Annotated in this window: 8 protein-coding genes and 3 pseudogenes; 5 read left to right on the top strand and 6 right to left on the bottom strand. The window is 61.1% G+C overall.

Features of this window, described 5'->3' with window-relative positions; translation table 11 throughout:
• Positions 1-30: 30 nt before the first annotated feature.
• Complete coding sequence (locus tag ACLD1X_RS05095) at positions 31-801, top strand: ParA family protein (protein WP_015093167.1); 771 nt, start codon at positions 31-33, stop codon at positions 799-801.
• A 127-nt stretch (positions 802-928) separates the two neighbouring features.
• On the opposite strand, the gene trxC is transcribed toward ACLD1X_RS05095, so the two are convergent.
• The 6 genes and pseudogenes from trxC to ACLD1X_RS05065 all read right to left on the bottom strand — a co-directional run.
• Complete coding sequence (gene trxC / locus ACLD1X_RS05090; protein ID WP_429366396.1) at positions 929-1,363, bottom strand: thioredoxin TrxC; 435 nt, start codon at positions 1,361-1,363, stop codon at positions 929-931.
• Positions 1,364-1,436: 73 nt separating this feature from the next.
• Complete coding sequence (selO, locus tag ACLD1X_RS05085; RefSeq protein WP_429366395.1) at positions 1,437-2,900, bottom strand: protein adenylyltransferase SelO; 1,464 nt, start codon at positions 2,898-2,900, stop codon at positions 1,437-1,439.
• Positions 2,901-2,948: 48 nt separating this feature from the next.
• Positions 2,949-6,320, bottom strand: coding sequence for a mechanosensitive channel MscK (gene mscK / locus ACLD1X_RS05080; RefSeq protein WP_429366394.1), 3,372 nt, complete (start codon positions 6,318-6,320; stop codon positions 2,949-2,951).
• A gap of 34 nt (positions 6,321-6,354) precedes the next feature.
• Positions 6,355-8,097 (bottom strand): potassium/proton antiporter, encoded by a 1,743-nt coding sequence (locus tag ACLD1X_RS05075; protein ID WP_429366393.1) that lies wholly within the window; start codon positions 8,095-8,097, stop codon positions 6,355-6,357.
• A gap of 282 nt (positions 8,098-8,379) precedes the next feature.
• A pseudogene (locus tag ACLD1X_RS05070) lies at positions 8,380-8,979 on the bottom strand (methyl-accepting chemotaxis protein); the annotation flags it as partial.
• 303 nt (positions 8,980-9,282) lie between these two features.
• A pseudogene (locus tag ACLD1X_RS05065) lies at positions 9,283-9,939 on the bottom strand (MCP four helix bundle domain-containing protein); the annotation flags it as partial.
• 341 nt (positions 9,940-10,280) lie between these two features.
• On the opposite strand from ACLD1X_RS05065, the gene ACLD1X_RS05060 reads away from it, so the two are divergent.
• The 4 genes and pseudogenes from ACLD1X_RS05060 to ACLD1X_RS05045 all read left to right on the top strand — a co-directional run bounded on the left by ACLD1X_RS05060 (position 10,281) and on the right by ACLD1X_RS05045 (position 12,848).
• The gene (locus ACLD1X_RS05060) at positions 10,281-10,511 is read left to right on the top strand and encodes a hypothetical protein (RefSeq protein ID WP_007971835.1); all 231 of its coding nucleotides are present in this window, start codon (positions 10,281-10,283) and stop codon (positions 10,509-10,511) included.
• Positions 10,508-10,810, top strand: coding sequence for a cell division protein ZapA (locus ACLD1X_RS05055; protein WP_102698611.1), 303 nt, complete (start codon positions 10,508-10,510; stop codon positions 10,808-10,810). The genes ACLD1X_RS05060 and ACLD1X_RS05055 overlap by 4 nt, the downstream gene beginning before the upstream one ends.
• Positions 10,811-10,910: 100 nt before the next feature.
• Positions 10,911-11,984: pseudogene (locus tag ACLD1X_RS05050) on the top strand (HAMP domain-containing protein); the annotation flags it as partial.
• 18 nt (positions 11,985-12,002) lie between these two features.
• Positions 12,003-12,848: a methyl-accepting chemotaxis protein gene (locus ACLD1X_RS05045; protein ID WP_429366461.1), complete on the top strand. Its 846-nt coding sequence runs from the start codon at positions 12,003-12,005 to the stop codon at positions 12,846-12,848.
• Positions 12,849-12,919 lie beyond the last annotated feature (71 nt).

The following is a 12,919-nucleotide window of genomic DNA, read 5'->3' as shown; positions in this document are numbered from 1 at the left end:
GGTCATTCTTTGATACACGGGGGTTTTGACATGCGGCGCGTGGTGTTCAATCAGAAAGGTGGCGTTGGCAAATCCAGCATCGCCTGCAATCTGGCGGCGGTCAGTGCCAGCGAGGGTTTTCGCACCTTGCTGGTGGATCTCGATGCCCAGGCCAACTCCACCCAGTACCTGACGGGGCTCACCGGTAGCGATATCCCGATGGGTATCGCCGATTTCTTCAAGCAGACGCTGTCTTCCGGGCCGTTCTCCAAGAAGAATCAGGTCGACATCTACGAAACCCCGTTCGATAACCTCCACGTCATTACCGCCACTGCCGAACTGGCGGACTTGCAGCCAAAGCTTGAAGCCAAGCACAAGATCAACAAGCTGCGTAAGTTGCTTGAGGAGCTGAGCGAAGACTACGACCGGATTTACCTCGATACCCCGCCGGCGTTGAATTTCTATGCGGTTTCTGCGTTGATCGCCGCCGATCGGGTGTTGATTCCCTTTGATTGCGACAGTTTTTCGCGCCAGGCACTGTACGGCCTGATGGCGGAAATCGAAGAGTTGAAGGATGACCATAACGAAGGCCTGGAAGTCGAAGGCATCGTCGTCAACCAGTTCCAGGCCCGGGCCAGCCTGCCCCAGCAGATTCTCGACGAACTGATCGCCGAAGGCCTGCCGGTGTTGCCGGTGTACCTGGCCAGCTCGGTACGCATGCGCGAATCCCATCAGGCCAATACGCCGCTGATCCATCTCGACCCGCGGCACAAGCTGACCCAGCAGTTTGTCGAGTTGCACAACCTGCTGGAAAACGCCTGATTCTGGCTGACTGCATAGAACTCTGTAGGAGCGAGCTTGCTCGCGATGAGGGAGTCACATTCAACATCTCTGTTGACTGATACACCGCTATCGCGAGCAAGCTCGCTCCTACAGGGGGTGTGGTGTTTCAGATCCCCTGGCTACGCAACCAGCTCATCAGTTGTGGTAACGGGAAGGCCCCGCTCTGCCGGGCAATTTCCCGGCCGTTCTTGAACAGGATCAGGCTCGGAATCGAGCGAATCCCCAGCTGCGCCGACAACTGCTGGTTCGCCTCGCTATCCAGTTTGGCCAGGCGGCACTTGCCCGCCAGTTGCCCGGCTGCCTGCTCGAACACCGGTGCAAACGACTTGCACGGCCCGCACCAGTCCGCCCATACGTCCACCAGCAATGGCAGATCACCCTTGATCTGGCTGGCGTAGTCGCCCTGCTTCAATTCAAACGGCTTGTTCAGCAGGACTTCGGCCTTGCAGCGACCGCATTTGGGATGATCGTTGAGGCGCTCGGCGGGAATGCGGTTGAGGCCGTTGCAGTGGGGGCAGGGGATGTGGAGTGGTTCGGTCATGACAAATCGTCCAGTCGAAAGCGAATGATCCTTATCTGGAGACATGTCTCCAGATTTTCAATTGTGCAGTGCCTCACGACGAACAACTGATCTCCAGGTGCTTGCCCCATTCCGGCGGCCTCTCTGCGTAGCTTTCCATCCCCGGTTGTTCCTCGAACGGATTGCTCAGCACTGCGTGCAGTCGGCGGACTTGCGAGTAGTCGCCGCTTTCCGCCGCCGTGATGGCCTTTTGTGCCAGGTAATTGCGCAGGATATACAGCGGATTGACCGCGTGCATTCGTTGGCGGCGCTGCTCTTGATCAAGCGCGCCTTCACGGGCTACCCGGGCGACATAGCGCTCGCCCCAGGCATCAAAGCCCTTGAGGTCGACGAAGTCATCACGCAAGCGGGTGATGGCCTGTTCCGGTGCTTCATCACCCAGGCGACGGAAAAACAGGCTGTAGTCGACGCCACTGTTTTGCATCAGTTGCAGCAGGCGCTCCAGCAAATTCTGGTCGTCGTCTTCGGCAGTGGTCAGGCCGAGGCGGCGGCGCATCAGGTCCAGGTAATGGGCCTGGAACAGTGGCAGGTACAGGCCGAGGGTTTCGCGCAAGGCTTCGACGCTGATGAACGGCGTCAGGGCCTGCGCCAACGCGCTGAGGTTCCACTGGCCAATCGGCACCTGGTTGCTGAAGGAGTAACGGCCCTGGTCGTCGGAGTGATTGCAGATGAAGTTGGCGTCGAAGTCGTCGAGGAAAGCGAACGGGCCGAAGTCGAAGGTGATGCCGAGGATCGACATGTTGTCGGTGTTCATCACCCCGTGGCAGAAGCCATAGGCCTGCCACTTGGCAATCAGTTCGGCGTTGCGCTCGACCACTTCGCGGAACATCGCCAGATAGGGTTCCGGCTGCTCCAGACACTCCGGGAAGTGCATGGCCAGTACGTGATCACCCAGTATTTTCTGCTGCTCGGGGCGCTTGGTGTAGTAGAAGTATTCGAAGTGGCCGAAGCGCACATGGCTCGGTGCCAGGCGCAGGACCATGGCGGCGCGTTCCTGTTTTTCGCGCCACACCGGAGTGTCCGAGCCGATCACGCAGAGGGCGCGAGTGGTCGGGATGTTCAGGGCGTTCAGGGCTTCGGACGCGAGGAATTCGCGGATCGATGAACGCAGCACCGCCCGGCCATCGCCCATGCGTGAAAACGGTGTCTGGCCGGCGCCCTTGAGGTGCAGGTCCCAGTGCTCGCCGGCTTCGTTGTACACCTCGCCCAGCAGCAGGCCGCGACCGTCGCCCAGTTGCGGGTTGTAGGAACCGAACTGATGCCCGGAATAGACCATCGCCCTGGGGATCGCATCGGCCCAGAGCTTGTGGCCGCTGAACAGTTCGGCGAACTCCTGGGTTTCGGCCACGGCCGGATCGAGGTCCAGCAGCGCCATGGCGGCGGGGCTGGCCGCCACCAGGCGCGGATTGTCGATGGGCTCGGGCAACACATGGGCGGAAAACGCGTCGCCCAGGCGATCGTAGCGGTTATCGAAGGTCAGTTCGTCGAGGGCTTTCAAGGGCCGGCTCCAGCAGAATGTCCGAGCATTCTGCTGGGGAAAGGCCGGTTAGTCGAGTTTGGCGGCGGGCGGCATTTGCGGCGGTTGCTTGCCATCGGCCAGTGGCACGATGGTTTTCGTTTCTGGCTCGATTGGCACCATCTTGTATTCCTGGCCGTGCAGGTTCTTGAGGTAAACCTCCATCTGCCGGAACGAGATATTGATGTGCTGCTTCTTGAACTCGCGGTTGATGAAGCGGTTGACCTCGTCGAGCACCGGGTTGCGGTCACCGAGATCGCGCACGTGCATGCGCAACTCGTGGTCCAGGGTGCTTTCGCCGAAATTCAGGAAGTACACATGCGGCTCCGGGTCTTTCAGCACGCGCGGGTTGTCGCGGGCTGCCTTGAGCAGCAGCTCCTTCACCAGGTCCAGGTCCGAGCCGTAGTCGACGCCGAGCTTGAGGGTCACCCGGGTGATGGTGTCGGTCAGCGACCAGTTGATCAGTTGCCCGGTAATGAACGTCTTGTTCGGGACGATGATGTCCTTGCGGTCGAAGTCGGTGATGGTCGTGGCGCGGATGCGAATCTTGCTCACGGTGCCCGACAGGTTGCCGATGGTGATGGTGTCGCCGATTCGCACCGGGCGTTCGAACAGGATCATGATGCCGGAGATGAAATTCGCGAAAATCTCCTGCATACCGAAACCGAGACCGACCGACAGCGCCGCCACCAGCCACTGCAACTTGTCCCAGCTGACGCCGAGGGTCGACAGCGTCGAGACGAAGCCGACGCCGGCAATCACGTACGAGAGCAACGTGGTGGTTGCGTAGGCGCTGCCCTGGGCCAGGTTGAGTTTCGACAGCACGAACACTTCGAGCAGGCCGGGCAGGTTGCGCGCCAGGGCGAAGGTGATGCCGATGATGATCAGCGCGCCGAGCATGTCGCCGATGCTGATCGGCACCATGCTCATGTTGGCGCCGGTACCGCTGGTGTATTCGTAGAGGGTGATGTTGTCCAGGTACGAGAACACCGTGATCAGGTCGGCCCAGACCCAATACAGCGCTGCCATGAAGCCGCCGAGCAGTGCCAGGCGGATCAGGCGCAGGGACTGTTCGTTGACCTTCTCGATGTCCATGGTCGGCTCTTCGATCACCGCTTCGCCGTCGCCGGCCTCCTTGGCGGCCAGCCGCTTGCTCAGGGCGCGCTGGTAAGCCAGGCGGCGGGCCGCCACGCTGAGGCCACGCACGAACGTGGCTTCGATCACCAGCCAGAACATCAGCAGGTACAGCGTGTTGATCAAGCGGTCGCTGAGCTTCAGCGCGGTGTAGTAGTAGCCGAAACACACCGCCACGAACAGCGCGACGGGCAGGGCGGTAAACAGGATCCCCACGAGCTTGCGGAACAGTGGCGCGTTTTCGTGGGTCGGGCTGCTGATGAGCAAACGGCTGAGCAGCAGGGTCATCAAGGCGTAGCAGGTGAGCACCACCGGCATGCCGATCACGTCATCGGCCAGCGCCGCCGGTTGCAGTTCGGCAACCGCTACCACGGTCACCAGCGCCATGACCACCATGCCCAGGCGACGGATCCACCTGCGCAGGAATTCCACCTGGGGCTTTTCCCAACGGAAATGCAGTTCCGCCACCCCACCCGGCGCGAGGATCCGGTAGGCGGTGTAGAACACCAGCCAGGCCCCGGCCATTTGCAGTAGCGCCGCGCCCATATTGGCGTTCTGCCCACGGGCGTCGATCTGCAAGGCCAGCCCGCACAGTGCCAGGCCCAGGGAGACCGGCATCGCCAAAAGGATGTTGATCAGAATCGCCTGCGGCGTGTGCCACTGGCTGTCGCGCTTGAAATGGCCGATGTCCTGGTGAACCTTGTTCAGGCGCGCGTACAGGCTTTTGCGGCGCCACAGCAACGCACCGATCAGCAGTGCCAGTGGCAGGAACAGCAGCGGGCGCTGGGTCAGGCCATCAGCCAGTTCGCTCAGGCTTGAAAGTACCGGCAGTGAGTCGAGCTGACGCTGCAGGCGATCCGGCGCGCTGCGAAACCACTCCGGGTCCAGCGGCTTGTTGCTGGGAATCCAGAACATCTGCTCATCGAGCGTCGCCCGCAGGCTTTGTGCCGTGCTGAGCAGTTGCTTCTGGTTCAGTTGCAGGGTGATGGATTCATTGAGCACCGCGCTCAGTTCGCGATTGAGCCGCTCCAACAGGTCGGCGCGGGTGGTGGCCAGTTCCATCAGGCTTTTGCGCAGCGGCGGCGTGACTTGCTCGGGCGGCTGGGTCGACAACAGGTTATCGACGTAGGTAGTCGGATTGCTCAGCAACTCCCGTTGCTGGCTGACTTCGAACTGATACAGGCGAATGTCGGCGATCTGGTCGGCCAGGTTGCGGTCGAGCCGCAGGCGCGGCAACGCCTGCTTCTGTTTGTAGAGAATCTTCGAGAGCAGCAGGCTGCCTTTGAGCACATTGATTTGCTCGTCCAGGGCTGAGTCGCTCTGGGTCAGGCTGTCGAGCTGTTGCTTGGTCTGCAGGTTTTGCTGGGTGACTTCGTTGAGGCGGTCGGTGCTTTTGAGCAGGTAGTCCGAGAGCTTCAGGTTGGCCGCGCTTTCGGTGGCCAGCAAGCTGCTGCCGCCAGCCTTCTGCGCTTCGATGGATTGCTGGGTGACCGTTTCCTGGGACAGCGCCAGACGTTTCTGGTTGATCAGGGTTTGCAGTTCCTGGATTTCCCGATCCAGGCGGTCGGAACGCTCCGAGAGCAGGTCATGCTGGCTGTTGCCGAGGTCTTGCAATTGGGTATTGCCGGCCAGTTCCTGGCGGCGCAGCGGGATCAGGGCGTTCAGCGCTGCCAGCTCGGCATTGAGCTGGTCGCGCTGCTCGGCGCTCAAGGCCTTGCCGGCGTCCTTGCCGTTCTTGAGGATGTTGTTGATCTGCTGAATGCGCGTCTGGCTGCTGGATATCTCCGCCTGGGCGCGCTCGGGGCGGGTCTGGGCGGTGATGATCAGGCTGTTGGCATCGCCCAGGGCTTTTTGCAGGTCGCTTTGCTGGGTGGAGCGCTCGGTCAGCATTTGCTCCAGCTGCTGGATCGGTTCCTTGGCGAAACGCTGCGCCGCCGGCACCACGGTGCTGGCCTTGAGGCGGGTCAGTTCACGCTGGTTCTCGAGTGTCTGCTTGGGCGCGGAACTCAGCGTTTGCTTGAGATCGGCCAGCTTCTGCTCGTAGTCACGCTTGTTGTTGAGCTGGGTCAGCGTGCTTTGCAGGACGGTTTGCAGGGCCTTCTGGTCGGCTTCCGGCAATTTGCGGTCGGCGATCTTGTCCAGGCTCGCCTGCACGGCTTCGCTGGAGGGCGGTTCGGCCGCTTGCGCCGCTTGAGGTAAACCAAGGGGGCCGACAGAGAGACTCAAGCCCAGCAGGGCAATGGCGAAAATGGAGCGCAGGTTAGGCATAAAGACCGGTCAAGCAAGTGATAGTGGAAGCAGTTTAGAGGAAGAGGCCGGGGCTCGGGCGACTTCCTTCGGGGAATCTGACGCCCACTTTGCCGATCTTGTTCCCGTCCATGACCGCCACGGTCCAGATGGTGTTGTTCCATTCCACCTGGTCACCCACCACCGGTGCACCGCCGACTTTCTGGGCAATGAAGCGGGCCAGGGACATGTCCGGATCGATGCCTTCGACCTTCAGGCCATACAGGGCCGCAACCGCGGCCAGCTGGGCGTCTCCTTCCAGTACGAAGTCGCCGAAGAAGCGCAGATCCAGACCTCGTTGCGGCGCCTGGCTGAACAGTTTTCCAAGGGCTGGCAGGTTGTGTTCATGGCCGATGACACAGAGCAAATCATCGACTTCCAGCACCGTACTACCCGACGGATGGAGCAGTTGCTCGCCACGAAACAGGGCAGCGATACGGGTGCCTTCGGGCATTTTCAGCTCACGAAGGTGCGAACCGATGCACCATTTTTCCGCGCCGAGGCGATAAACGAACAGCTCCCATTCGCTGGTGACATGCACTTCCAGGGCTGAGCGGGAGATGGGGGCAGGCTCCGGGGGCACCGTCACCTTCAACAGCTTGGCGACCCACGGCAGGCTCGTGCCCTGAACCAGCAGCGACACCAGCACGATAAAGAACGCGAGGTTGAAGTACAGCTGGGCGTTGGGCAGGCCGGCCATCAGCGGGAACACCGCCAGAATGATCGGGACCGCGCCGCGCAAACCGACCCAGGAGATGAACGCTTTCTCGCGACCATGGAACGCCTTGAACGGCAGCAGGCCAACCAGTACCGACAGTGGCCGGGCGAACAGAATCATCCACAGCGCCAATGCCAGTGCCGGCAAGGCAATAGGCAGCAGGTCGTGAGGCGTCACCAGCAGCCCCAGCACCAGGAACATGCCGATCTGCGCCAGCCAGGCCATGCCGTCAAGCATGTGCAGAATGCCGTGGCGGCTGCGCACCGGACGGTTGCCGATCACCAGGCCGCAAAGGTACACGGCGAGGAAGCCGCTGCCGTGCAGGGCGTTGGTCAGGGCAAACACCACCAGGCCTCCGGCGATGACCAGAATCGGATACAGGCCTGTGGCCAGGTTGATGCGGTTGACCAGTTGCAGCATCAGCCAGCCGCCACCCAGGCCGATGACACTGCCGATGCCGAACTCGCGGATCAGGTGGGTCAGCAGGCTCCAGTGCAGGCCGGTCTGGCCGCTGGCGAGCATGTCGATCAGGGTGACGGTCAGGAATACCGCCATCGGGTCGTTGCTGCCGGATTCGATTTCAAGGCTGGCGGTCACCCGTTCGTTCAGGCCTTTGCCGCCCAACAGCGAGAACACCGCCGCAGCGTCGGTGGAACCGACGATGGCGCCGATCAGCAGGCCCTGGATCAGGTTCAGGTTGAACAGCCATGCGGCCGCCATGCCGGTCAGTCCGGTGGTAATCAGCACCCCGACGGTGGCGAGAGACAATGCCGGCCATAACGCCACGCGGAAACTCGACACCCGGGTGCGCAAGCCGCCGTCGAGCAGAATGACTGCCAGCGCGAGGTTGCCGACCAGATAAGCCGTGGGGTAGTTGTCGAAAATGATGCCGCCGCCATCGACGCCGGCCGCCATGCCGACGGCCAGGATGATCACCAGAATCGGGATGCCGAGGCGCGATGACAGTGAGCTCACCAGAATGCTCGCACCTACCAGCAACGCGCCGATCAAGAACAGGCTGTTGATGGTCGTCGCATTCAAAGGCAGTACTCCAGAAAGCTGAAAGGCGGGCACAAACTGACCATGCAGTCCGCGTGCCAGCGATTCTAACCTGTTGAAATGTGATGCTGTCAAAAAGCTTTTGGCGGGCGATTCTTCACGCCGGGTGAAATCATTGTGGCGAGGGGGCTTGCCCCCGTTCGGCTGCGAAGCAGTCGTAAATGTGGCGATGCTTTTCAACGGTGTAAACGCGCTGATCGGGATGGGGGCCGCTACGCGGCCCAACGGGGGCAAGCCCCCTCGCCACAGGTATTGTGTTGGCGATTACAGGCTGAACCGCCCAACCAGGGTGTTCAGGTCCACCGCCAGGCGCGACAGTTCGTTGCTCGCCGCGCTTGTCTGATTCGCCCCGGTGGCCGACTGCACCGACAGGTCGCGAATGTTCACCAGGTTGCGATCCACTTCGCGGGCTACCTGCGCCTGTTCTTCGGCGGCACTGGCGATCACCAGGTTGCGTTCGTTGATTTCGACGATGGCGCTGTTGATGGTGTCCAGCGACATCCCGGCACCGCGAGCGATGTTCAGGGTCGATTCGGCGCGTTCGGTGCTGTTGCGCATCGAATCCACCGCGTGCTCGGTACCGCTCTGGATGCTGCCGATCATTCGCTCGATTTCGTTGGTCGACTGCTGGGTGCGATGGGCCAGGGCGCGAACTTCGTCGGCCACTACCGCGAAACCACGGCCGGCCTCACCGGCGCGTGCGGCCTCGATGGCGGCGTTCAGGGCCAGCAGGTTGGTCTGGTCGGCCAGGCCACGGATCACATCCAGCACCTTGCCGATGTCGCGGGACTCGTTGGCCAGATCGCCGATCAGGGTTGCGGTGCTCTGCACGTCAGCACTCATGCGCTCGATGGCGCTCACGGTTTCCTGCACCAGATCACGGCCGTCGCCGGCGGAACTGGTGGCGTTCTTCGACGCCTCGGACGTGCTCACCGCGTTGCGCGCGACTTCTTCCACGGCACTGGTCATTTCGTTGACCGCAGTGGCGGCCTGTTCGATTTCGTTGTTCTGCCGGGTCAGGCCGCGGGCGCTTTCGTCGGTGACGCTGTTGAGTTCTTCCGCAGCGGACGCAAGCTGCGTGGCGGAGCCGGAAATGCGCTGTAGCGTGTCACGCAGTTTGTCCTGCATCTTCGACATCGCCAGCAGCAAGCGGCCGGCCTCGTCCTGGCCGTCGACCGTGATTGGGCGCGTCAGGTTGCCTTCGGCGATTTGTTCGGCGGCGCTCAGGGCATTGGCGATCGGTTGGGTGATGCTGTTGGTCAGCAACCAGGCGAACAGCAGCGTCAGGGCGGTGGCGATCACCAGCAGGGTGATCACCAGGTTGAATGCCGAATCGTATTGATCCGCGGCCTGCTGGTTGGCGTCGTGGCTCTGCTGGGTGTTGATCTCCAGCAGTTTGTTCAACACCGCGTTGACCGCTTCGGAGTTGTTGAGCAAATCGCTGTTGAGCAGGCTGCGCAGTTCATCGACCTGATTGTTGCGCGACAAGGTTTTCATCCGGTCTTCGATCTGGCGGTACTGGCCCAGCAACTGCACATATTGATCGTAGGTCGCACGTTCCTGCGGGCTGGCGATCAGCTTTTCATAGGTCGCCTGGGCTGTGCGAATCTGCTGGTTGCGCATCTCCAGCAGTTCCATGGTTTTCTGCTGCACGTCAGGCTCGCGGTTCACCAGCAAGCGATAGGACAACACGCGCAGGCGCAAGGTGAGCTGGGTGAAGTCGTCCAGGCTCTTGATGCTCGGCACGCTATTGTTGGTGATGTTCTCGGCCGCACCGCGGATCTTGCTCATCTGATTCAGGGCAAACACTCCCAGAATCATCATCAAGCCACCGATCAGCGCAAAGCTGAGAAATGCCCGAGGGGCGATATTCATATTACGAAGGGACATGGCGTTTACCGGGAGAGAGCGCATCCGTGCGGGGCTGAGACTTTTGTATGGATGGCTTATCGGTCGCCGGACTGAAGTCTTGAGCCCGGTGTGTTTCAGCCGGTTGCACCTTGTGGCGACGAAGTGCAGGAACCAGATTGGCCAGCCGCAGTCTTTAAAACTCGCGAGGAAGGTCGCCCGTCAGCGCAATCAAGGCTTTGCGCCTGTATAACCCTGGCATCCACGGTGACTTTTCTTTATCGTACGCGCCCTTTGAAAAAGCCCGGAAAATCAAAATGTTGGAAGCATCCCTAAGCCAATTGGAACAACTGGTCAGTGACCTGGTGCAACAGAACCAGACGTTGCTCGGTACCAACCAGACCCTGACTGCAGAACTGGCCCAGGCCAAGGATGAAAACGAAAGCCTGCAACTGAGCCTGATGGAGCAGGAAGAGAAGCAAGGCGCCACGGCGGCTCGCATTCAGGCCCTGGTTGAGCGTGTCAGCGCAGGTCCTGTCAGCGCATGAGTTACAACGCCGCAGGGGTAAAAGTCGTCTCGATCCTGGGAGAGGACTATTCGATCAAGGCACCGGCCGGGGAAGAACAGACCCTGTTGGACGCCGCGATGATGTTGAAGGCAGCCCTGGCCGACACCAAGAGGAAGTACCCGACGCTGATCGGTGACCGCCTGCTGGTGCTGGCCGCGATGAATCTGTGTTCTCAACAGATCGAAATGCAGAAGCAGCACAAGCTCGAACTCGACCGTTACCAAGAGCAAGTCAGCGCCACGGTTGAAGTGATTTCCAAGACGATCAATCAGGCCTGATCGGCTTTGCGCACAACCAAAGAATAGATTGTCGGTTGGCTTGTATACAATCGGCACGGCTGTTGCAGTGTTTCAGCCTCTTATTCTTTGGGGGTGCTCCATGCAGTTCTGGCGACGCAGTATTCAGTGGCAGTTGATCCTGAGCATGGGCACCGCCCTGCTCGTCAGTATCCTGATCGTGGTTGGCATTTATACCCTCGTGGTCAACCGCCTCGCCCAAAGCTACCTGGTCGAGCAGGCGTTGCCGTCGAGCATCGAGGCGATGCGCAACGATATCGAGCGCATTCTCGTGCAGCCCCTCACCGCCGCCAAGGACATTGCCAGCAACAGCATGGTCCGCGACTGGCTGGCCGCAGGCGAAGACAGTGCGCAGACCAGTACCTACGCCACCTATCTGGAAGGCATCCGCGCCGAACACAAAGCCTTTACCGCACTGATTATCGGCACTGCATCAAACCACTACATCACCGAAAAAGGCCTGGACCGCACCCTCAGCCGTTCCAATCCCAAAGACGCCTGGTTCTACACCTTCCTCGACAGCAACCAGCCGCGCACCCTCAATATCGACAACGACACGGCCACCGGAGAATTGGCGCTGTTCATCGACCTCAAGGTCGAGCAGGCCGGTAAAGTCGTGGGCGTTGCCGGGCTGGGCCTGAGCATGAAAGAGCTGTCGGAGCTGATCCACAACTTCAGCTTCGGTGAGCGCGGCAAGGTCTATCTCGTGCGTTCCGACGGTTTGATCCAGGTTCACCCCGAGGCGCAATTCAGCGGCAAGCGCACCCTGACCGAGCAGATTGGCGCTACGGCGGCACAAGCGGTGATGAGTCAAAAAGTTGCCACCAGCAGCGGCTTCCAGCGTGACGGCGAAGACTTCCTCGCGTTGAGCCTGCCATTGCGCGATCTCGGCTGGACCCTGGTGGCCGAAGTGCCGCAATCGCAGATCTACGCCGAAGCCCGCCGCGCCATGTGGATGAGCAGCGGTATCGGCCTGGCGGTGGCGATGGTGTGCCTGTTGCTGGTGGTGCTGCTGGCCCGTGGGTTGGTGCGGCCGATTCGTCAGGTAACAGCGGCGCTGGTTGCCATCGGTAGCGGTGGTGGAGATTTGACCCACCGGTTAGATTCCAGTCGCGCCGATGAACTGGGCGATCTGGCGCGTGGCTTCAATCGGTTTCTCGACAGCCAGCGCGACATGATCGGTGAAGTGCTGACCACCAGCGAACACCTGCGCACTGCTGTCGGGCAAGTGGCGCGGGTGGTGGACAACACCGCCGAACGTTCCGGACGGCAACAGGAAATGACCGACATGGTCGCCACTGCTGTTCACGAAATGGGCCTGACCGTGCAGGACATCGCCCAGAACGCCGGCAACGCGGCGTTCGCTTCACAAACCGCCCGTGACGAAGCGCTGCAGGCGCGGGAGGTGGTGGGCGGTTCGATTCGCCACATTGAAAGCATGTCCCGGGAAATCGGCGTGGCGGCCACGGCGGTGGGAGACCTGGCCCATCAAGTGGCGTCCATCGATCAGGTGCTGGCGGTGATTCGCGGGATTTCCGAGCAGACCAACCTGCTGGCGCTCAACGCTGCTATCGAAGCAGCGCGAGCCGGCGACATGGGGCGCGGGTTTGCCGTGGTTGCCGATGAAGTGCGCACCCTGGCGCGGCGTACGCAATCGTCCACCGATGAAATCCAGCAGATGATCGGCAGCCTCAAGCAGGGTGCGGAAAACGCCGTTTCGTCGATGCACAGCGGGCAAGCCGCCACCGGGACCGGTGTCGAGTCGAGCCAGCGTACCGGTGTGTCATTAACTGCGATTACCGACCAGGTGGAACGCATCAGCGACATGAATCATCAGGTCGCGACGGCGACCGAAGAGCAATCGGCGGTGACCGAGGAGATCAACCGCAACGTGCAGGGCATTTCCGATCTGGCGCGGGCGACGGCGGGGGAGGTCAGGGCTTGTCGGGATGATTGCCACACGTTGCAGCGGTTGGCGGATGATCTGGCGCGGCAGATGGGTGGGTTCAAGCTGAGCTGATGTGTTGTCTGTGCGGGCCTCTTCGCGAGCAAGCCCGCTCCCACACTCGACCTGCTGCGAACACATAATTT

This window comes from Pseudomonas sp. 18173, from assembly GCF_050432945.1.
Lineage (GTDB): Bacteria > Pseudomonadota > Gammaproteobacteria > Pseudomonadales > Pseudomonadaceae > Aquipseudomonas.
This window is presented reverse-complemented; position numbering and strand designations above follow the sequence as displayed.